The sequence below is a fragment of the Gilliamella sp. LMG 34361 genome (genome assembly GCF_984569075.1).
Genome location: NZ_OZ474903.1, coordinates 2,532,912 through 2,556,273, shown reverse-complemented (window position 1 = coordinate 2,556,273; position 23,362 = coordinate 2,532,912). Strand labels below are relative to the sequence as shown.

17 protein-coding genes are annotated in these 23,362 nt (G+C 34.0%); 16 read left to right on the top strand and 1 reads right to left on the bottom strand.

Features of this window, described 5'->3' with window-relative positions; translation table 11 throughout:
- The first annotated feature begins 69 nt into the window (after positions 1 to 69).
- The 7 genes from pbpC to pmrB all read left to right on the top strand — a co-directional run bounded on the left by pbpC (position 70) and on the right by pmrB (position 7,507).
- Positions 70 to 2,367, top strand: coding sequence for a penicillin-binding protein 1C (pbpC, locus tag AC5LXI_RS11990; RefSeq protein WP_493442540.1), 2,298 nt, complete (start codon positions 70 to 72; stop codon positions 2,365 to 2,367).
- 334 nt (positions 2,368 to 2,701) lie between these two features.
- Positions 2,702 to 3,529, top strand: a complete 828-nt coding sequence (locus AC5LXI_RS11985; protein WP_493442539.1) for an ABC transporter substrate-binding protein — start codon at positions 2,702 to 2,704, stop codon at positions 3,527 to 3,529.
- 3 nt (positions 3,530 to 3,532) lie between these two features.
- Positions 3,533 to 4,252 (top strand): amino acid ABC transporter permease, encoded by a 720-nt coding sequence (locus AC5LXI_RS11980; protein WP_493442538.1) that lies wholly within the window; start codon positions 3,533 to 3,535, stop codon positions 4,250 to 4,252.
- Between the two features lie 6 nt (positions 4,253 to 4,258).
- On the top strand, positions 4,259 to 4,966 hold the full coding sequence (locus AC5LXI_RS11975; protein WP_493442537.1) for an amino acid ABC transporter permease: 708 nt from the start codon (positions 4,259 to 4,261) through the stop codon (positions 4,964 to 4,966).
- 93 nt (positions 4,967 to 5,059) lie between these two features.
- Positions 5,060 to 5,596: an undecaprenyl-diphosphatase gene (locus AC5LXI_RS11970; protein WP_493442536.1), complete on the top strand. Its 537-nt coding sequence runs from the start codon at positions 5,060 to 5,062 to the stop codon at positions 5,594 to 5,596.
- A gap of 115 nt (positions 5,597 to 5,711) precedes the next feature.
- Positions 5,712 to 6,374: a two-component system response regulator PmrA gene (gene pmrA, locus AC5LXI_RS11965; protein ID WP_493442535.1), complete on the top strand. Its 663-nt coding sequence runs from the start codon at positions 5,712 to 5,714 to the stop codon at positions 6,372 to 6,374.
- A 32-nt stretch (positions 6,375 to 6,406) separates the two neighbouring features.
- Entirely contained in the window at positions 6,407 to 7,507 is a 1,101-nt protein-coding gene (gene pmrB, locus AC5LXI_RS11960) for a two-component system sensor histidine kinase PmrB (protein WP_493442534.1), read from the top strand.
- Here the strand turns inward: pmrB and AC5LXI_RS11955 are convergent.
- A complete protein-coding gene (locus AC5LXI_RS11955) occupies positions 7,479 to 8,099 on the bottom strand; it encodes a YrbL family protein (RefSeq protein ID WP_493442533.1) in 621 nt (206 codons plus the stop codon). The genes pmrB and AC5LXI_RS11955 overlap by 29 nt on opposite strands.
- A gap of 274 nt (positions 8,100 to 8,373) precedes the next feature.
- Between AC5LXI_RS11955 and rplM the strand changes: the two genes are divergently transcribed.
- The 9 genes from rplM (at position 8,374) to glnE (ending at position 23,148) form a co-directional block, all read left to right on the top strand.
- Positions 8,374 to 8,802 (top strand): 50S ribosomal protein L13, encoded by a 429-nt coding sequence (rplM, locus tag AC5LXI_RS11950; RefSeq protein ID WP_065566227.1) that lies wholly within the window; start codon positions 8,374 to 8,376, stop codon positions 8,800 to 8,802.
- Positions 8,803 to 8,813: 11 nt separating this feature from the next.
- Positions 8,814 to 9,206 carry a 30S ribosomal protein S9 gene (rpsI, locus tag AC5LXI_RS11945; RefSeq protein ID WP_065561853.1) on the top strand — a complete coding sequence of 131 codons (393 nt, stop codon included), beginning with the start codon at positions 8,814 to 8,816 and terminating at the stop codon, positions 9,204 to 9,206.
- Between the two features lie 1,931 nt (positions 9,207 to 11,137).
- Entirely contained in the window at positions 11,138 to 12,868 is a 1,731-nt protein-coding gene (gene ltrA / locus AC5LXI_RS11940) for a group II intron reverse transcriptase/maturase (RefSeq protein WP_493442532.1), read from the top strand.
- 388 nt (positions 12,869 to 13,256) lie between these two features.
- Positions 13,257 to 13,889, top strand: a complete 633-nt coding sequence (locus AC5LXI_RS11935) for a glutathione S-transferase N-terminal domain-containing protein (RefSeq protein ID WP_493442531.1) — start codon at positions 13,257 to 13,259, stop codon at positions 13,887 to 13,889.
- Between the two features lie 50 nt (positions 13,890 to 13,939).
- Positions 13,940 to 14,344 (top strand): ClpXP protease specificity-enhancing factor, encoded by a 405-nt coding sequence (locus AC5LXI_RS11930; protein WP_493442530.1) that lies wholly within the window; start codon positions 13,940 to 13,942, stop codon positions 14,342 to 14,344.
- A 209-nt stretch (positions 14,345 to 14,553) separates the two neighbouring features.
- Positions 14,554 to 16,380: an ABC transporter ATP-binding protein gene (locus AC5LXI_RS11925; protein ID WP_493442529.1), complete on the top strand. Its 1,827-nt coding sequence runs from the start codon at positions 14,554 to 14,556 to the stop codon at positions 16,378 to 16,380.
- Positions 16,373 to 18,106, top strand: a complete 1,734-nt coding sequence (locus AC5LXI_RS11920) for an ABC transporter ATP-binding protein (RefSeq protein WP_493442528.1) — start codon at positions 16,373 to 16,375, stop codon at positions 18,104 to 18,106. The genes AC5LXI_RS11925 and AC5LXI_RS11920 overlap by 8 nt, the downstream gene beginning before the upstream one ends.
- Positions 18,107 to 18,170: 64 nt before the next feature.
- Positions 18,171 to 19,088 (top strand): CYTH domain-containing protein, encoded by a 918-nt coding sequence (locus AC5LXI_RS11915; RefSeq protein ID WP_493442527.1) that lies wholly within the window; start codon positions 18,171 to 18,173, stop codon positions 19,086 to 19,088.
- A 1,222-nt stretch (positions 19,089 to 20,310) separates the two neighbouring features.
- A complete protein-coding gene (gene glnE / locus AC5LXI_RS11910) occupies positions 20,311 to 23,148 on the top strand; it encodes a bifunctional [glutamate--ammonia ligase]-adenylyl-L-tyrosine phosphorylase/[glutamate--ammonia-ligase] adenylyltransferase (RefSeq protein WP_493442526.1) in 2,838 nt (945 codons plus the stop codon).
- Positions 23,149 to 23,362: the final 214 nt, after the last annotated feature.

The following is a 23,362-nucleotide window of genomic DNA, read 5'->3' as shown; positions in this document are numbered from 1 at the left end:
TTTCCGCCAATTTATTTGGCGGAATTTTTTGTTTTTAAATATATTTAGCTGGGTCATATAATCACGATAATGAAAAAACGCTTTTATAAACTATTTAAATTTATATTGATATTATTAGTTTTATTAATCGGTAGTTTTTTTATAGCTGACTATCTTTTTCCGCTATCCATCTCACAAAATCAAACTACTCAAACGGTTGTCGCCGAAGATGAAACACCATTATGGCGATTTGCTGATAAAGATGGAATTTGGCGGTATTCAGTCAGTCTTGAAGAAATTCCTGACTATTATCTCGAAGTTTTATTGAATTATGAAGATCGCTATTTTTACGATCATTTCGGTATTAATCCGCTTTCTCTATTTCGTGCGGCTTGGCAAAATATAGCAAATGATAGAATAATTTCAGGTGGTAGTACAATCTCTATGCAAGTGGCAAGATTATTATATCCACATGACCGAACACTGGTCGGAAAGCTAAAACAGATCTTTAGAACCCTTCAACTTGAATTACATTATAGTAAAAAAGAGATATTATCTTTATATATTAATCGTGCACCTTATGGGGGAACGATAGAAGGTATTGGGGCGGCAAGCTGGTCCTATTTTGGTAAACAACCTAAAGAGTTAACAAGAAGTGAATCTGTGTTATTAGCTGTACTGCCTCAAGCACCGAGCCGATTAAGACCTGATCGGTTTCCTGAAAGAGCTAAGCAAGCCCGAGACAAAGTACTAGATAGATTGGCTGAATATGAAGTGTGGTCAAAAGACTTAATAGAAACAGTTCGCCGTGATGAAGTTTGGGTGTATCCAAGAAAAGCACCACAATTAGCTCCGTTACTGGCTTATCGTTTAAAACGCAAATACCCTGATGAGGATATTATTCACTCGACGATTGATGTTGGCATTCAATATAATTTAGAAGATTTAGCCATTAATCGGGCAAAACAGTTACCACCTAAAACCTCATTGGCTATTTTGGTGGTGGATCACACGGATATGAGCGTAAAAGGTTATGTCGGTTCGGCTGATTTTAATGATAACGAACGTTTTGGCCAAATCGATATGATTAGTGCACTACGTTCCCCCGGTTCGACATTAAAACCTTTTATTTATGCTTTTGCTATTGATGAAGGTATGATTCATTCTGAATCGTTATTACAAGATGTCCCACGTATTACAACCGACTATCGCCCAACAAATTTTGATGAAGGTTTTAATGGTCCGGTTAGCGCATCTGATGCATTAAGCAAATCATTAAATTTACCTGCGGTGCAATTAATTGAGTTATATGGACCAAGACGATTTACCGGCAAACTGGCTGCTGTTGGTTTACCTTTATCCTCAATAGCAAATGAACCTAATATCTCTTACATCTTAGGTGGTGCTTCATTAAGGTTGGATAATCTTGTTAGTGCGTACAGTGCATTTGCAAGGCATGGTGAAGTGAGTCCATTACGGTTTACCCCAAAAGAGCCATTGATAAATAAACCACTTATTTCCGATGGAAGTGCTTGGATAACGAAACAAATGCTGGCTAATAGTAATTTATTAGCATATAAAACAGGAACCAGTTATGGGTATCGTGATGCTTGGGCGGTGGGTATAAATCCAAGATATTTAATTGGTGTTTGGGTAGGGCGCCCGGATGGAACGCCCGTTGTTGGGCAATATGGTTCAATGTCTGCTATGCCACTTTTACAACATGTTAATTCAATCCTATTAAATCGAGAAAATCTTCTAAATCGACCACTCACTGCTTATCAAAAACCAGAATCAGTATCTTCTATGAAAATTTGTTGGCCTTTAGGGCAACCACTTGCCGAATCGGATATAAATTGTCATCGACAAAAAACGGCATGGGTTTTAAATAATATGGTACCACCAACACTGAGCACTTATAGTGAACTAAAAAATAATATTTATCGTTCTGGTGCGATAACTATTTGGGTTAATGAACGAGGTGAACGTGTAGCTGCTGATTGCCCAGGTGCACAAAAAAAACAACTCGCGCTATGGCCAGTTTCATTAGAAAATTGGTTATTAACCAAAGAGAAAAGACATAACATTTTACCGCCAATTGATAAAAGTTGTCCGGTAATGGGGCAAGATGTTTTTGCCTCACTTAATATTATTGGCTTGCGCGATAGACAACTAGTTAGAGCATTACCGGGATCTAAACAAGTCACTATAAGTTTAACTCCTGAAGGTGGCTATGGTGAAAAATGGTGGTTTTTGGATGGTGATTTAGTCGCTAATTCCCAAAATAATGAAAAAATTGCTTTAACTATCATCAAAAAAGGTGTTCATCGTTTACTTTTAATAGATGAAAGCGGGCAAATTTTTCGATTAACGTTTATGTCTGATTAATTAAGATATTTAATAAAATATGATTATATTAATTTTGATATTTTACCTAAATTTATTTGCAGATAATTAGATAGTTTAGGTATTACATGGATTACTCAATTAGCATCAACCGTAGAGGTGATATTTATGCCTAAATATGTCCAAAATGTAAGATTGATTAAATTAATACGATCGATATTTAAGCATAATAATATTATTAATTAGTTAACTATTTATATATTCATTAACATATAACTATTTGTTATAACCATGTAAATATTTGTTATTTAGTGACAAGACCGTTTATTGGTAGACTTTTTATGTAAACACCAAATTACCTTATTAAGGATGTGTCATGAAATTTCTAACTAAATCGTTAACAGCTGTTACTTTAATCGGTACATTATTGAATGTTAATTCTGCTTATGCCGATCGTTTGGATGATATAGAAAAACGAGGAGAGATCAAGATTGCTGTTTTTGATAGTAATCCTCCGTTTGGCTTTATTGATGAAAAAACCAATAAAATTGCCGGTCTTGATGTTGATTATGCCAATGAAATTGCCAAAGCATTAAAGGTAAAAGTCGAACTTGTTCCTACTAATCCAGCTAATCGCATTCCTCTACTTACTTCACAAAAAGCCGATTTAATTGTGGCAAACTTTACGGTTACTGACGAGCGAGCTAAAACAGTCGATTTTAGTCTACCTTATTTTGCTACCGGTCAGAAGTTTGTAGCTAAAAAAGGGTTATTAAAAACAGCCGATGATCTTAAGAATCTTCGCATAGGAGCAGATAAAGGAACAGTAATGGAAATTACGTTACGTGAAAAGTTCCCAACCGCTAAAGTGATCTCCTATGATGATACGCCTTTTGCTTTTGCTGCGCTGCGTAATGGTGTGGTACAAGCTATTACTCAAGATGATGCAAAGTTAATTGGTTTGCTAGCTAATCTTCCTGAAGAACAACGAGCTGCTTTTGAAATTTCACCATTTAGTATCACTCAAGAATATCAAGCTGTTGGTATTCCAAAAGGGGAAACTCGTTTGAAAGAGAAAGTTAACCAAATATTATTAAAACTAGAAAATGATGGTGAAGCTTTAACTATTTATAACCATTGGTTTGGGCCGGATACTAATTCAGCTATACCTCGTGGTGATTTCAAAATAGGTAAAGGTCAATAGATAATGTATGAGCAATTGCTAGAGCCACGTTATTTGTGGTGGTTGTGGGATGGTTTTTTAGTCACTATTGCTATCTCGGCTTTAACCATCAGTTTATCCACTATATTAGGATTCTTGCTAGTTATTGCTCAACAAAGTCATATCAAAATTATCAAAGGGGTTGTGATTAGCTATAACGCCATTTTTCGATATTCTCCATTATTGCCACAACTTTTCTTTTGGTATTTTGGTGTAGGTAATTTGCTACCTGTGGAATTTAAATTATGGTTATTTGATGAACCACAAATTCAATTGTTGTTTTTTACTTTGAAAATGCCTTCTTTCGAATTTATCATTGGGTTAATTGGTTTAACCTGTTACTCCAGTGCTTTTATTGCAGAGGAATTTCGTGCAGGGATTTTCGGTGTAAGTCATGGGCAAGAACAAGCATCATTAGCCTTAGGGCTAACTCGTTGGCAAAGTATGCGATTTATTATTTTACCGCAAGGCATTCGTATTGCATTTCCTCCGTTAATTGGTCAATATATGAATATTATAAAAAACTCCTCATTAACGATGGCAATTGGCGTATTGGAACTATCCTATGTTTCTCGTCAAGTTGAAACCGAATCACTAAAAACGTTTCAGGATTTTGCGATAGCAACTTTTTTATATATTTTAGCCATTGTTATTGTAGGTACCCTTGGCAATATTTATCAATCAAAGCGGTTAAATGAGGTCTAATGCATTATGGACTTTAAAGGTTTTGAAGTTATTTGGAATAATTTAGATTATCTAACGTGGGGTAACTTTCCTGGCGGCATTGTTTTAACATTGTTGATGAGTATTGCTGCCATTATTTTTTCATCTATTTTGGGGATTTTCGCTGGTATCGGTTTGACTGTTTATCGAGGATTCTTACGCCAACTTTTAATTATTGTATTAGGCTTTTTAAGAGCTATTCCCGTCATTATGCTTATATTTTGGACTTATTTTTTATTGCCCGTGCTATTGAATGTTGATGTACCGGCCATTGCGACAGTTATTTTTGCTTTATCGTTGATTGGTGGGGCCTATATTGGTCATTCTGTGCATGCGGGAATGGTTGCTATTGCTAAAGAACAATGGCAGGCAGCTTTTTCGTTAGGTTTAAATAAAAGACAAGTCATCATTTTTATTATTTTGCCACAAGCGTTAAAAATGATGTTACCTTCATTTGTTAATCAATGGGTATCATTAATTAAAGATACGTCTTTAGCTTATATAGTAGGTGTTGCAGAGTTTACATTCATTGCTACCCAAATTAATAATCGAAGTATGATTTATCCAACTGAAATATTTTTGTTTGTTATTATCGTTTATTTTATTATCTGTGCTGCACTTGATTTTGCCATATCTGTGTTACCTAAATATCATTTATTTACTCGAAAAAATAGACCAATATTTAATTATGAATAAATATCCTCCAGTAAATGTTCAAAATCATTATTAAGGTTCTTTTAAGCTTTATTTATTAAATTACAACTAAACATTGTTATTATAGGTTGTTGTATGTCGCTTGATATGAACACTCATCTTTTTTTATTAATTAATGCTCAAGAACAAGCTTCCAAATTATTTGTTCTTTTTGCCATTTTTTGTGCTGATTATTTAATACTGGTTCCTATTGGGATGTTGGGAATATGTTTTTTATTTAAACCAGTTTATAGACAATTGATTATAAAAATTGCTTTAGGATTAGCGTTAGCTTTAATCGTAACCTTTATCATTCGACATTTATTTTATTCACCACGACCATTTGTACTAAACATTGGTACTAATTATTTAACTCATGATAAAACGAGTTCGCTTCCTAGTCAGCATGCTGTTTTTGTTTGGACTATCTGTTTCTCGATTTATCTGAATTATAAAAAACAGTTTAAAGCGTTAGCTTATTTATGTACAGTTGTTGCCTTGCTTGTCTGTTGGAGTCGGATCTATTTAGGTGTTCATTGGCCATTAGATATTTTGGTTGGCATTTTGTTAAGTTTCATATCGACTTATTTAGTCAAAAAAATAGGATTTATACGCACCAATAGATTTAAATAGTTAGATGGTAACTATTTAAATAAAATGAATATATTTAATGTATTGGGCAATAAATAGTAAAGCGTATAATAGATGTAAATGTAATATTTTTTAATCAACATTAGGTAACACTATAATGAAAATTCTTATAGTAGAAGATGATAGTTTATTACAAAAAGGGTTATATGATGCGATAACGTCTAACGGTTATGTTTGCGAGGTTGCATCTAATGGTAAGCAAGCTGAAGACCTTGTTGAGTTTGCACAGTTTAGTTTAGTTATTCTTGATTTAGGTTTGCCTGATTGTGATGGTTTAGCGTTACTTACCAGATGGCGTAAAAAAAATATAGGTATTCCAGTTCTTATTTTAACCGCTCGCGATACTATTGAAGATAGAGTTGAAGGTTTAGACCATGGCGCTGATGATTATCTAATTAAACCTTTTGCTTTAACTGAATTATTAGCCAGGGTTAGGGCGTTAATTCGTCGAAATCAAGGTACTGCTGATAATGTGGTTAATTATGGTCCTATTTCGATTGATATAAAACAGCAAAAAGTCACTTTAAATAATCAAGAAGTGATTTTAACGCCTAAAGAATTTATTTTACTAACTCGACTGATGTTAAAAGCGGGTGAAAAAGTGCATCGAAGCTTGTTACAAAATGATCTATATGATTGGCAAAATGATCCAAGTTCAAATGTCCTTGAAGTTTATATTCATGCGTTAAGGAATAAAATAGGTAAACATCTAATTAAAACTGTACGTGGCTATGGTTATCAACTCAACATTGATAATTAGTTATTATTTTAAATTTATTAAATGGCAAATTTATGATTGAAAAGTCTTTGGATAACATCCGTCATAGTATTCGTTGGAACCTATTTTTTACTTTGGGTGCAATAATGTTAATTTGCCAAATTATCACGGTTTTTTGGTTGTGGCATGAAAGTAAAGAACAAATTGATGTCTTAGTCAATTTAACCTTGAGTAGAAATAAAATTGATGAAGTGGTTGAACACGAAGAGTTGGAAGCAATTTTCGCATTGTTCTGTTCTGCATTTTCCATGATGGTTGTAACCTTATTTTTAGCTTATAAGGCAATTAAATGGATTACAAAACCACTTGAGGTACTCGAAAAAGATCTTAATCAACGAACTGAAGATAATCTTAAACCAATAAATCCAATCAGTAATATGCGTGAAATTAAGTCTATTACTATGGTATTAAACAATTTGTTTGAAAGGCTTAATAATACTCTTTCTCAAGAACGTTTATTTACTGCTGATGTTGCTCATGAAATGAGAACACCATTAGCAGGTATTCGTCTGCATTTAGAGTTATTGGAAACTAAAAACAAAATAGATTGTCATGAATTAATTGAACGAATAGATCGTTTGGTTAATACTGTTGAGCAACTGTTAATGCTTGCTCGGGCAAGTCAAAAGTTTACTTTAGGTCTATATCAAAAAATTAATTTCCATGATGATATTCAAATTCTTCTTTTTGATGAGTTAACGGAGTTGGCTAAACAAAAACAGCAATGTATTGATTGGCAAATTCTTAGCAATAATATTACTTTTAATGGTGATGCGACTTTGATTCGTTTACTGATTCGTAATTTAGTTGAAAACAGTTATCGATATAGTCCGAATAATAGTAAAATTACTATTTGTTTCTATAAAGATATTGAAGAAATTGTAATAGCGGTCAAAGATGAAGGTAATGGTATTGATGAGTCAAAAACCGAAAAATTAACTCAAGCTTTCTTCAGAATGGATCGTAAACATGATGGAATAGGACTAGGTTTAAGTATAGTTAATCGTATTACTAAATTACATCATGGGCATTTTACCTTAAGAAATCGGCATGACCACAAAAAGGGTACCATTGCCGAAGTCAGACTTAATGATTCAATTCATCAATTAACTTAGTAATTAATGTGTTATGCTTATTTTCTCGAATAAGTGATGATAAAAATCGTTGCCATGTGCGTTCAATTTTGGCTTTTGCAAAAAATCCTACATAATTAGCGATAGGGATAAAGGTCGAATTACCAATGTTATCGATAATAATTAAACGATTTTCTTCGGCTGATAAATGCTGAAATAAAATATTTTTGCTTTTAATCGTCATTGTAATAATTCGATCTTTAAGCAATGCTGATTTTAATGCTTTAAGTGATACAACTAACGCTGCATAATATTGTTTAGTTAACGCTTCGTCGGAAAGATATTTTTCTAATGGAATAGAAATTTTTCCATCATAATCTCGAATGAGTTCAAAAATATGACCTTGGCCAAAGTTAGTGGTAATTGGACCATAATATTTTGCTAATACGTGCCATGAGATATTGCGTTTTATAAGATGTTTATAATAGGCAATTTCACGGTTTGTTTCTTCTTCAGCTCCGTCATTATAATTAACCTTGATACATTTATTAAGATCTTCGGGATGATGATAGCATTTACGGTGTAACCCTTTACTTATATAATCTTTTTCAGTAAGTTGAATTAAGTTTTTCATCAATCTTTATCGTGTTATTCAATGTTAGATAAAAGTGTAGCAGTTACCATTTTTTATCGCTACGCTTTTTTTATTATAAATTCTAGCGCTTTTATAATATTTCTGTATAATAATGCCACCCACGTTACAACAGCGTTTTCCCAACGCTGTTTTCGATTGTCAGAATTGGCTTAACGACTTGAAGGGGTTAGTTAGTTAATAGTAGCAATCAAAAAGTGTAAATAAATCAGATGATTTATTAACGTGAGATTAATTAAAATTTGGATAAATACAAATGAGTACTTTTTCAGCTAAACCAGAAACAGTTAAACGCGACTGGTATGTTGTCGATGCAGCAGGTAAAACGTTAGGTCGTTTAGCTACTGAAATCGCAAGCCGTTTGCGTGGTAAACACAAAGCAGAATATACACCACATGTTGATACAGGTGACTATATTATCGTTATCAATGCAGAAAAAGTTGCTGTAACAGGCAAAAAACGCACAGATAAGATCTATTATCGTCATACTGGCTACATCGGTGGACTTAAAGAAGCGACTTTTAAAGAAATGATTGAACGTCATCCTGAACAAGTCATCGAAATTGCTGTAAAAGGCATGTTACCGAAAGGTCCTCTTGGTCGTGCAATGTACCGTAAACTAAAAGTTTATGCTGGTAATGAGCACAATCATGCGGCACAACAACCGCAAGTATTAGATATTTAAGGGGATAGAAGATGGCTGATAATCAATATTACGGTACTGGTCGCCGCAAAAGTTCTGCTGCTCGTGTGTTTATTAAACCAGGTAGTGGAAATATCATTATTAACAAACGTTCATTAGAGCAATACTTTGGTCGTGATACAGCTCGTATGGTTGTTATGCAACCTTTAGAGTTAGTTGAAATGACTGACAAACTTGATCTTTACATCACTGTTAAAGGTGGTGGTATTTCAGGTCAAGCTGGTGCGATTCGTCACGGTATTACTCGTGCATTAATGGAATATGATGAAACTTTACGCTCTTCATTACGTCAAGCGGGCTTTGTTACTCGTGATGCACGTCAAGTTGAACGTAAAAAAGTGGGTCTACGCAAAGCACGTCGTCGTCCACAATTCAGCAAACGTTAAGTGCGGCAAGTAGCGCTTGTGCCTTGTTTTATATGGATTTTTTTTCATATATTACAAGGTTTAAAAAGAAAGTTGTCCTACGGGGCAACCTCTTTATACTTGCATTAAGGTATAGTTGGTAGCTTAGCCGAGAGAGCCTTAGTAGTAATGTACTAATTATAGTATATTAATCTACTGAATCTCGAATGCAAATAGCATAATAAGAATTTGTTTCAAATGTGTAAAGCAAAGGAAACAATAAAGAAAAAGAAACTCAATTAAGTTGAGTATATTAATGAATTGATAAGAGATAAGCAATTGTAAATATCTTCTTGGCAATTCACTTACAACAGTAAGTTGTTAATAATTATTGGGATATTATAATCTATTCAAGGACATCCTTGATGTGAATTAGGTTAATCAATAATATTGGTGTTATCGAAATTAACTTGTCTTAAGCGAGGTAATTTAAATGAATTCTCCATTATTAAGAACGTTTAATAATGTTTGAGGTCATTTTTACCGTAGTGGGTCATGTTGGTCGTCTTCAATCTCAAGATAGAAAGAAACGAACAAAGGCTAGGAGATAAGAAAACGTTAACATTCAGTGTTAACACATAACAGGAAAAGATAATATATTTTTCTTGTGTTATTGTTTGTAAATCTAAAAGAAATATAACTGGTGCTGTTATTAAAAGTACTAATTATATTTTTATCTTAAAAATGCTAATCAGCATATTCTATATTCTATTAATTCTATCTTTAATAATAAGATGATACTGTCTTTGTATTACTTACTGGTATTGTGCCATAAGTAGTCAAATATAGATATTATTGAATTGTTAATTAAATAAATGTACTCAAATAATATGAAGCAATGTTTAGTTTAGGACTGCATAATCTATAAATTAAATCCTTGTTTAGTATCTACAACAGTACGTAAAGATTAATTTTGTGGTTCCCATAAAATTAATCATTTTTTAAAAGCATTGTGTGCTTATTTAGAACGATAGAAGGCTTAGTTTCCGCACTTGTATCATTATACTTAATGCAAAAGTGCGTAAGCTATTATTGTCATTGTTGAATTAATCCTGTATATAGAAATAAACTGGATTAATAGTCAACCTGTCATATGGCTGACAGTAGCTTAGGGATAGTGCGTAGTTGGCAACAACTGGGTACGAAGCTTCCTGACAATGTACCCCCTTGAGGAATAGCAAGGTTAATCTATATTGTGAAATATTGATTAAGTAATGGCAAGTAGAATGCTGTGAGGGGCTAGGCTGAATAGAAAGATGAATGTAATGTGAACAGATGATAAACACCGTAATGCTGAAAGAGCCAAATCTACTGACAGGCTTTGACCAAAAGGTGACGTAGTCGGTTATTCCTTTTTAACGTGGGAATACGCCATCAATATGACTATCGGTGAACAGTCTGCATCTTCACTATTCGTGTGACAATAATGGAACTTGTTAAGCCTGTACGTTTGCCGCCCACAATTCAGCAATCGTATATAGAGCGCAAAATTGGGGTCGGCAGGCAGAGCGTAAGTGATGCTGTCGAGCGTGCAGGTAAGGGAGGTTAGAGAAAGCGAATGATTGGCTGTAATGGTCGATATAGGGTATGAAACATGACCTAACTCGAAAGGGTGCAGACTTCTAACTGGTCTTTCGTCGCAAGATGACAAGCTAATCCTTTGGTGGGTAATTACTAATAAATTATTTTAGGCGAGGGATGAGTTAACGAATGCCTAACAGTTTATGAATTATTGGGAAGTAATTCACCTGTGAAACATTCGTCAAGCTCAAAACTCAATCATTAACCATGTTACAACGTGGTAGAGTTATTTGATTTTTTGAATAACTACCACATGTAACGTGGTAGTTCTTTTGGTAGTTATTCATACCTTATCAAGTAATTTCTGCTACTTCTTGTATCAAGAGGTAAGTATGAAAGAGTACACTAAGTATAATGGAAACATTAAACGCAGTCCAGCTCCAGCGACCTCTGACATGGCGAGGCAATGGCACAATATTGATTGGGTCAAAGCAACAAGACATGTTAAAGGATTGCAGGGACGGATTGCGAAAGCGACACTTGAAAATGATTGGCGCAAGGTTAAACGCTTGCAAAGATTATTGACACGCTCAACTTATGCTAAGCAATTAGCGGTAAGGCGAGTGACTGAAAATAGAGGTAAAAGGACAGCGGGTGTAGACAAGGTAACTTGGAATACAGCTGAGGCAAAATGGAAAGCTATTGCAATGCTGACAAATAAAGGATATCAACCGCAACCATTAAAACGGGTGTATATCCCCAAGTCTGACGGAAAGAAGCGTCCTTTGGGCATTCCAACCATGAAAGACAGAGCAATGCAAGCGCTTTATCTATTTGCCCTACAGCCTGTTTCGGAAACAACGGCGGACAAAGGCTCTTATGGTTTTCGTATTAATCGGTCAACGGTAGATGCGATAACACATATACATCGGATATTCTCACACAAAGGGCGGAAGACAAACCAACCTGCGCAGTGGGTATTAGATGCGGACATAAAGGGCTGTTTTGACCACATTAGCCATGATTGGTTAATAGCAAATATCCCAATGAATAAGCGGATATTAACGAAGTGGTTAAAATCGGGCGTTGTGGATATGGGACAGGTGAAGATGACGGAGGCGGGTACACCGCAAGGTGGGATAATCTCGCCAACGCTGGCAAACATGGCGTTAGATGGCTTAGAAAAAGAGCTTGCCAATCACTTTGGTGAGAAAGCGAGCAGGAAAATCAGGCAACATAAAACGTACATGGTCAGATATGCAGACGACTTTATTATTTCAGGGATATCGAAAGAATTACTGGAAGAAGAGGTCATTCCTGTAGTGGAGGAATTTCTCAAAGAGAGAGGACTCACGCTATCAGAGAAGAAAACGAAAGTAATGCATATCGGGGAGGGTTTTGACTTTTTAGGTTGGACGGTGAGACAGTTTAACGACAAACTTATCATCAAGCCGAGTAAAAAGAATGTGCAAGCATTCTATAGCAAGGTAAGGGATAAGATTAAAAAGTTAAGCATGGCGAAACAAGAAGACTTAATAAAGAAACTCAATCCAATGATAAGGGGATGGGCTAACTATCACCGAAGTCAAGCAGCGAGCCAGTCATATGGGCGAATGGATGCATTAATATGGCGTGCGATTTGGAATTGGAGCAAAAGAAGACATAACAAAAAGGGTAAACGTTGGATAAAAGAGAAATACTTTAAAACAACCGCAACTCGGGTATGGAACTTTGGCACAATGATAAAAGACCGTCATGGTATGGATAAATGGGTTGAATTATTGCAATGTAGCAAGACAGCAATCAAACGACATATCAAGGTAAAATCGGACTATAACCCATTTTTACCAGAATGGGAATTATACGGGGAAACACTACACCAGAAAAGGATGTATGAAGAATTTTCACACAGACACAAATGGAGTATGCTGTATAAGACACAAAAAGGACGTTGTGGTTTATGCCAACTCCCAATCACAAAAGAGACGGGGTGGCATGACCATCATATTATCTACAAAATGCACGGAGGGATGGACACGCTCAAAAATAGGGTATTACTTCATCCTACTTGCCATAAAAAAGTTCATGCACTGAAATTAGAGGTAGTGAAACTGGCTTACTAAAGTTAATTGAAAGGCTTGAGCTGTATGCGGAGAAATTCGCTCGTACAGTTCTTAGGGGAGGGCGCAACAGTAATGTTGTGTCCTTACCCGACGTGCAACGCTATACAAATTTGCTTCAAAACCCAGTCTATACTGGGTTTTTTATTACAATTCTAAACGAATTACAATAACACTAATTTTAGTTTTATTTAAATTATAATATATTCAATAAGATAATTATTTTTTTCGTTTTTATTCTGACTGTATTGATTTTAGTAAAAGTTCAAAAAATACTATTTTTAGAAAAAACAAAAAGAAAATACATTTTTTTTAACAAATTTGTTATCCAATTTGCTAGAATAGTAACCATATAAAAACTAATTTTAAATTTTGCATATCTGGAGTGAATATGGTTGTCGCTGTTAATAAACGTTCTGTGATGACATTATTTTGTGATACAACTGACATTTACGGCCATCAGATTCGTTTTGTGCTGGCAGAAAAAGGGGTAGTAGCTGAGATTGAGTTTGTTACAACAGATACTTTACCTCAAGAATTATTGGATCTCAATCCATATGGTTCAATTCCAACTTTAATCGATCGTGACCTTACTCTATATGAACCACATATAGCATTAGAGTATTTAGATGAACGTTTTCCTCATCCACCATTAATGCCGGTATACCCAATTGTTAGAGCTAATTCTCGCTTAACAATGTATCGCATTAAAAAAGAGTGGTATAGTGCTTACGAAACAATCTTAAAAGATCCTGATAGTAGTGAAGCTAAAGAAGCTCGTAAAAATTTAATAGATGATTTAGTTTCTATTTCTGTCATGTTTAAAGAAAAAGATTATTTTATGAGTGATGAATTTACTTTGTGCGATTGTTATTTTGCGCCGTTGCTTTGGCGTTTACCGATGATCGGTATTGAATTGCCGAAAATTGCCGAGAAAAATTATCTTTCGTATATGGCACGTATTTTCGAACGTCCTGCTTTTATAAGTTCTCTAACTGAAGATGAACGAAAGATAAGAGCATAAAACTAAATTTTTATCTAATGACAGATTAACAATTATACAAGGTAGCCGTTATGGAACTTAATAACATGACTCCTCGTCGCCCTTATATTTTTAGGGCTTTTTATGACTGGATTTTAGATAATGAATTAACACCTTATATTGTGGTCAATACTTCAATTAATGGAGTATTAGTACCACAAGAGTTTGTGAAGGATAGTCAGATAGTACTTAATATTGCTCCTCAATCAGTAGGTCAATATTTGGCAACTAATGATCAAATTGAATTTAATGCTAGATTTTCTGGGGTTCCGCAACATATTGTGGTACCAATGGCCGCCATTGAAGCTATCTATGCGCGTGAAAACGGAGTAGGGATGGGATTTGAAGATGAGCCATATTATAAAACCTTAAGGGAAGGTATAAATAAACCATCAGAAAAAGCCAAACCGGCTAATCCTTTTCGTGTAGTTAAATAATTATTATAAACTATTTTTAATTTTTTCTAACTAATAACCTAATTTTATTATCCTATTTTAAAGCTTGCCCAAAATAGGATACCTTCCTTTCTAAGATAATATCTATCCTAATAATAGTGAAGATAAATCATATAATGTATGAAAGTAATTGTTATTTCATAATTTATAATTGATAATGATTATTATTTCGGATATAAAGTGCTTATTCAATGAAAACAAGTAATTCCAGCTATAGGCTTTGGCAACTCACATTTAGATATAAGATAATAATTATTTTTTCTTGTTTATTTTCAATCCTGAGTGTTGCTGCAGCCTTTATTCCTTTTATTTCAGTTTATTATATTGTTTACGAAATAATATCGGCGCTAGTTAATCATCAACTATTAAATAGTGAGCTTGTCATTAATTATGGTTGGTTGGCTTTTATTGCAGCTGCGTCTTCAATCTTTTTTAATTTTCTTGCGCTCTGTTTTTCACATATTGCAGCGTTTAAAACACTCTATCATTTGAAATATAATTTTGTTCGCTATTTATCATGTTTACCACTAGGATTTTATAGTTCACATTCGAGTGGGGAATTGCGAAAAATTGTAGATGATGATATTGAAAAAATTGAGATTTTTATTGCTCATCAATTACCAGATATCATTGGATCATTTGCAACACCTGTGATTATATTAATTATTTTAGCCTTTTTCGATTGGCGTTTAGGATTAGCAACGTTAGTACCAATTATTTTAGCCTATATTGTGTTAATCAGCGGTTACCGTCGCAAAGATATCAAAAACAATATGCAAGAGTTTCAAAAGCGACTTGTTGATATGAGTAATGCATCGGTGGAATTTATTCGAGGAATAACGGTTGTCAAAGCTTTTAACCAAACGTTTTTCTCATTTAAACGTTTTTATGAATCAATTAAAGCCTATGAACAATATTGCCTTAGGTTTATTAATTGCTTCAAATATCATATGGCATTTTTTATCCTTATCTTAAATAACATCTATCTTTTTATTGTTCCAGTAATAATTTTGTTATTAGGTGTGACTGATAATTATGCGAATTTTATTTTGGCCTCTATTTTCTATTTAATCTTCTCATTAGCATTACCAGCACCATTTTTTAAACTTTTGTATGTCTCACAAGGTTTACAACGAGCAGTGAAAAGTGTTGAAAATATGGATAATATTTTAAATACCAAGCCATTGGTTGAACCAGAATCTGGTCTTGAAGTCGATAATTATGATATTTGCTTTAATGAGGTTACTTTCGCTTATGATGCAAATAAGACAAATGAAGCCCCAGAAAATAATGCTTTGAATCATATCTCTTTTGATGCCAAACAGGGAACTACTACCGCACTAGTTGGACTGTCGGGAAGTGGTAAAAGTACAATTTCTTTGCTCATTCCTCGTTTTTTTGATCCAAATAAAGGTTCAATAACGATTGGTGGTGTGGATATTAAGCAAATGAAAAGTGACTATTTATTATCGCTAGTAAGTTTTGTGTTTCAAGATGTTTTTCTTTTTAAACAAACTATTTTAGATAATATCAAAATCGGTAAACCAGATGCCGGTTTAGATGAAGTTATTGCCGCAGCTAAAGCTGCTCAATGTCACGAATTTATTGAAAGACTACCTGATGGCTATCAATCTGTGATTGGCGCTAAAGGAATGCATCTTTCAGGAGGAGAAATGCAACGTTTAGCAATAGCACGTGCTTTACTTAAAAATTCGCCTATTTTGATTTTAGATGAAGCAACGTCTTTTGCTGATCCTGAAAATGAATACAAAATTCAACTTGCCTTAAAAGTTTTGATGGAAGGTAAAACCGTAATTATGATTGCCCATCGCTTATCGACAATAAAAGATGCAGATCAGATTGTAGTATTAGATAAAGGTAACCTTGTTGAGAAGGGAACCCATGACGAACTCATTGATCGTCAGCAAACCTATTACAAAATGTGGCAATACTATAAACAAACGTTAGATTGGCAGATGGATGGTTCTAGTCACAATGATGAGGTGGCACATGTTTAAAAAAATCTTAATGTTGTCTGATATCGAAAGTAGAAATCTTAATCAAGCTATAATAGCTTGTAGCATTTCCAATTTGTCATTAATGTTACCTTTTATCATTTTATTACAAACAATCATATTGTTAATTGAACCATTAACTAGTCAAATACCGGTAAATATTTATTATCTTTGGATGATGGCTGGCTTAGGCGGTGTATCAGCAATATTGTTCTTACTATGTTATAAAAGAGAATATAAAAAGACCTATACTAATGCTTTTGGTCAAGCAGCGAATACCCGAATTGAAGTTGCTGAAAAGATTCGAAAACTACCGCTTAGCTTTTTCAATCGAAAAGATCTTTCAGAGCTCACAACTAATATTATGGGGGACTGTGCCGTTATAGAAAACATGCTAAGCCATGTAATACCACAATTGATTGGTTATTCTTTAAGTAGTTTTATAACATGTTGTCTATTAGCATTTTATGATTGGCGCATGGCTGGCGCTATCTTTTGTACCCTGCCAATTGCTATTATTATTGTTGTTGTCGGTAAAAGGTTAGAGCAAAAATTAGGGGAAAAACATGTTCAATCCAAATTAGCTGTATCAGGCGAAGTTCAAGAATATCTTGAAGGTATAAAGATTATAAAAGGATTTGGATTAAGCGGTAAAAAATTCCAACGATTAGATCAAGCCCTTAAAAATATGATGTGGGCGTCAATTAAGTTTGAAGGAATAGGTGGCATTATTGTCACCTTGTCTACCATGGTATTGCAAGTCGGTTTAGGCATTGTTGTACTCCTAGGGGTTAATTTGATGGTTACCGGTAGTTTGGATCCAATTACTTTTATCGCTTTTATCATTATTAGTTCTCGGATTTACAGCCCTTTGATATCGGTTTTAACATTATTACCTGAACTGTTTTATATGCTTGTCTCTACCGACAGAATGAAGAGTCTGCAAACTGAATCAATCATGGAAGGTAAAGATGATGTGACTTTTGACAATTTTACTATCAATCTTGATCATGTTAACTTTTCCTATAACCAAACCAGTGTTATCAATGATTTAAGTTGTACTATTCCGGAAGGTAAAATGACGGCATTAGTTGGACCATCAGGTAGCGGTAAAAGTACCTTATTGCAATTGATTGCTCGTTTTTGGGATGTCAATTCGGGGACGATCACCATTGGTGATCAGGATATTAAACAGATTGATCCCGAAACCTTGATGCACTCAATGGCCTTTGTTTTTCAACAGGTAGTACTATTTGATGATACCATCATGAATAATATTCGAATTGGTAAGCATAATGCTAGTGATGAGGAAGTTAAACTAGCAGCTAAAATAGCCCGATGTGATGAACTTATAGCTCGATTACCAGATGGTTGGAATACATTAATCGGTGAAAACGGTAGTAAGCTTTCAGGTGGTGAAAGACAACGAATCTCAATAGCCAGAGCATTATTAAAAAATGCGCCAATCATTTTACTTGATGAAGCTACAGCTTCATTAGATCCAGAAAATGAGGTTTATATTCAAGAAGCAATTGCTAATTTAGTCAAAGATCGAACCGTGATTGTTATTGCTCATCGCCTAAAAACCATCGTCGGTGCGGATAATATTATTGTCTTAGATAAAGGTTTAATTGTTGAACAAGGTAATTATCATGAATTAATGGCAAGAAATGGTTTATTTACCAAGCTTTATAGTTTACAAAAACAGACATTTTCGATTACTTCATGACAGGCTATATTTATCAACTTAATCAGTATATCATATAGCAAAATAACTGATAAAAAACAGACAAATGAGTAACGAAATTGAATTAAAGTTTCAAATCAATCAAAGTGATATAGAGCAGTTACAAAATTACTTAAATCAATGGGTTTGTTGTGATGAAGCCGAGTTTTCATCGCAACAACATTTGGTTAGTCAATTAAATCTGACTAACACTTATTACGATACTGAAGATCATTTTTTACGACTTAATGGTTGTGGTCTTCGAATTCGAACTACAGAAACTGAGCAAAGTAAGTGTTTTGAAATTACCTTAAAATCAAAAGGTAATTCTGTAGGTGGATTACATGAACGCATTGAAATTAACCAACCTTTACCTAATGATAAGCTCGATTTAAGTGTCCTACCGAAAGAGGCATTACCTAATGGATTAACGCAGTTAAGGCCTCTTTTTACCACCAATTTTAAACGGCAAACTTGGCTGATTTCATTTGCCAATAGCGAAATTGAAGTTGCTTTAGATTTGGGGAAAATTACCTCAAATGGTCAATCTATGCCAATACAAGAGGTAGAGTTAGAAATCAAACAAGGCAATAAACAAGATTTGCTCAACTTTGCGATCGAATTAAGTCGCTTTAACTTACATCTATTTTCTCAAAGTAAAGCTTCTCGGGGCTATCGTTTATTAGATAACTTAACCTTAACTCCTACTATTCTTTCCTCACAAATTGAGCAAGATTTAGCCGGTCTACTAAACTTTTGGCAACAAAATGAAGAATATGCTTTAGCAAATAATGATTTAATTTTTTATAAACAGCTACTTATTCAAATAAACGAGATACTTATTAACAAAAATCTGCAAATTGAGCCTGAATTTAAACAGTGGCAAATGGCGATACCATTTATTGACTCGATTAAACAGTTTGCTTATTGCGAGGTGAATAACAAGTTCAAATTGTTGTTAATGGCTGAAATAAATAAAAAATAGGTATACGAATTAAAATGAAAACAACCCTCTTCAAATTACCACTATTATTAGTGGTATTTTATTGGTTATTATATAGTGTTTTTACCGTTATTTATCTTACTAAATTTGATAACGATTTTATATCGTTATATGTTGGGACTGATCAAATTGCCTTGAAAATTGTTAAGCAAGTTTTAATCAATTTTTTACTTCAAATACCTAATTCAGTAGTTCTTTTTATTATTTCCACAATAGCATTTAATCAGTATTCCATTTCCATAATTAATCGGAAAAACATTATTAATACCTTCTTAGTTGCCATATTTATAGTATTAAGCGATATGGTTTTTCGCTGGAGTTACTACTCTTATAGTTATGATTGGATTGTGTCTAAACTAAGATTTTTAAATATTAATGATGCAGATAATTTTTCGAAATATATATTTCATCTCGCTAAGTATCTCATTATTTATTTTTGTATAACACTTTATACTTATCTTAGTATTAAATTATTCAAAAAAAATTATATCTGTAACGAAATCATATTAACCCAAACAGAAAGTCAGAAGTTACATATGGTGTTATTCATCTGTTTTTATAACTGTTTCTTTATAACGATGTCATATTTGTTACTTTTCAATGATATGTTTTACAGTTTAAGTTACCTGATTTTCGCTATAGTCTTATTGGCGATATTTTTATCAATAGTAAATTTAATTGGTTATTTCTTGCTAAGAAAGTGCTTTACAGCGGTAACAGAAATTTTGGCTATAAAAAAGGTAATTTTTAGTTCGCTTATTACCTTTATATTAAACTGCTTTTTATTAGTACTTATTCTATATATTTACAACTATATCTATAATCTTCTACCATTTAATATTATCTCTAGTACTTTTAAATTGCTCTACTTATGGATGTTTTTAATTACTTTGTTGATTTCAAGTTGTCTATTGGTAAGAAAGATGACAAAGCTGTTTTTTGATAAACATTAACCCGCTATTCGAATCAAAGAATATAACATTGTTATTGGCCGTTAAGTTATAACAATGATAAGGTAAACAAGCAAAATAAGACCTAACGATAGTCAACTGCTATAGTTTTATCGGTAAACAAATTGCGAAAAAGTATCAATACTGTTTTTCGAGATTTGTTTAATAAAAAGATAGGTGAACTTAAAAAGTCATTTATAATAGTTAATTAGGTGATTTCATCAACATGTAACTATTTTAAGTGAGTGCTTATTATGTCTCAGCCTATATCGCTAGCTTCACCATTAATTGATCAGCAAAAACAGAAAATTATCTCCCAATTATCACAATGTGATGCAAAAGAGGTGCTCGATAACCTTGATATTTTGCTACAAAGTGATTTTATTATTGATGCTTTCTATCGCTATCCAGAGTGGCTAACAGACATTGTTAATAATCCCCCGCAAGCTGATGAAAGATGTTACTATCAACAATGGTTAACTGAAAAATTAGCATCGGTATTTGATGAACTAACATTAATGAAAGCTCTAAGATTATTTAGGCGCTATATTTTGCTGAGACTAGAATGGTCACAATTAACCCGCACAAGTAGCGATGAGCAAATTTTATTGCAACTTACTCACTTAGCAGAGGTGATTATTGTAAATGCACGAGATTGGCTTTATGAACTTAGTTGTAAAGAATGGGGAACGCCATGTAACTTACAAGGACTTAAACAGCCTTTACTTATTTTAGGAATGGGAAAATTAGGTGGCGGTGAACTCAATTTTTCATCTGACATTGATCTCATTTTTACCTATCCTGAGCATGGACAAACACTAGGTGGCAGGAGAGAATTGGACAATGCCGTTTTCTTCACGCGTTTGGGGCAGCGATTAATAAAAGCCTTGGACCAAATTACCGAAGATGGTTTTGTTTACCGAGTTGATATGCGTTTGCGTCCGCTTGGCGATGGTGGACCACTAGTTTTGAGTTTTTCTGCGATGGAAGATTATTATCAAGAACAAGGTAGAGATTGGGAACGTTATGCCATGGTAAAAGCTAAAATACTGGGTGATCAGCAAGATCCTTACACCAAAGAGCTTTACCAAATGTTAAAACCGTTTGTTTACCGCCGTTATATTGATTTCAGTGTATTACAATCATTGCGAAATATGAAAAGCATGATTGAACGCGAAGTTCGTCGTCGAGGTTTAACCAATAATATCAAACTTGGGGCAGGTGGTATTCGTGAAATAGAGTTTATCGTACAAGTTTTTCAACTTATTCGCGGTGGCCGAGTTGTTGGTTTACAAACTCGTTCCCTATTATCGGCGCTACAGGTGATTGAACAAGAATCCCTACTTAATGTTAATGAAGTAAATACGCTACGAGAAAACTACTTCTTCTTACGTCGCTGTGAAAACCTATTACAAGCGATACATGATGAGCAAACGCAAACTCTACCAGAAGATGAATTAGACCAAATACGTTTAGCAATCGGCATGAATTTTAGTAACTGGAACGAATTTGTAACAGAACTCACTAGAAGAATGCAATTTACTCGACAAATATTCAATCAGCTTATCGGTGATGAATCAACAGAAACAGCACATAACGTAAACAACGACCAATACGCTGATCTTTGGGTACCCGATTTACAATTAAGTGATGTTACGTCGGTATTATCCAACTATGCACATGATGATGCTGAAAAGCTCTATCAAATGCTATGCCAATTTCGTGATGATATTGGTAAAAGGACGATTGGTGTTCGAGGTCGCGAAATCCTTGATCAGCTAATGCCAAGATTATTGGAATCAGTTTGTAATGATAAGCATGCGCTAATCGTATTGTCGCGGATTTTACCGCTATTAGTGAATATTGTTAGTAGAACAACGTATTTAGAATTACTGCTTGAATACCCAACTGCATTGAAGCAACTAATTCGACTATGTCGTGCCTCGCCAATGATTAGCGAGCAACTTGCACATTATCCAATCCTATTAGATGAACTAATAGATATTAACTCACTTTATCAAACTGTTGCACCTAATGAATACAAAAGTGAACTTTATCAATATTTACTGAGAATTCAGGTTGATGATGAAGAACAACAACTTGAGGCATTAAGGCAGTTCAAACAGATGCAACTACTGCACATAGCGGCGGCTGATGTTGGGCAGGTATTAAATACCATGAAAGTAAGTGACCATTTGACTTATGTTGCAGAATCATTAATTGATTTTGTTGTACAAATGGCGTGGCATCAAATGGTTGTTCGTTATGGAACGCCAGTACATTTAACTGATAATCAAAAAGGGTTGGTTATTATCGCTTATGGTAAATTGGGTGGCTTAGAATTAGGATATGGTTCTGATTTAGATCTGGTATTTCTTCATGATTGTCCCGTTGATAGCATGACTAATGGTGAGAAACAAATTGATAGTCGCCAATTTTACTTGCGATTGGTGCAGCGAATTATTCACCTATTTAATGTACGCACAACCTTCGGTATTCTTTATGAAGTTGATGTTCGTTTACGCCCACAAGGTGACGCAGGATTATTAGCTTGTAGTTTAAGCGCATTTTATGATTACCAAATGCATGAAGCTTGGACATGGGAACATCAAGCGTTGGTTCGAGCAAGAGCAGTTTATGGTGAAATAGACCTTATTGAGCGCTTTAATCAAATCAGACATGATGTTTTATGTAAAAAACGTGAGGAAAGTGCATTAAAAAACGAAGTTCGACAGATGCGTGAAAAGATGCGAGCCCATTTAGGTACGACTGAACCTGATCGATTTAATTTAAAAATTGATGAAGGAGGTATTGGTGATATTGAATTTTTATCCCAATATTTAGTGCTCAATTATGCACATCAATATCCTAAAATGACTACATGGAGTGATAACGTACGAATTTTAGAGCTAGCAGCAAATTATCAAATTATCGATAGCCAAGAAGCGGAGCAACTCACTAAAGCTTATATCGATATGCGTAATGAAATTCATCAATTATCATTACAACTTTTACCAAGTACAGTTGATGCCAATTGTTTCAAATCAGAAAAACAGATTGTTAACCAAAGTTGGTTAAAATGGCTTAAATAATAGTTAGCCTGAATATATTTATGGTAGGTTAAGATTGTTGATTTGATTGATGAGGGGAATTTATGCAGTTTAATATCTAATGGAGACGATCATAGATATTGTGAAACTTGCTGGTGTATTTTATGGCACTATTTCTAAGATAATCAATTAAATAATAGACGATAAATATAATTTTCAGGTGAGTTATCGGCGATATAGATCATCGCCGATAAAA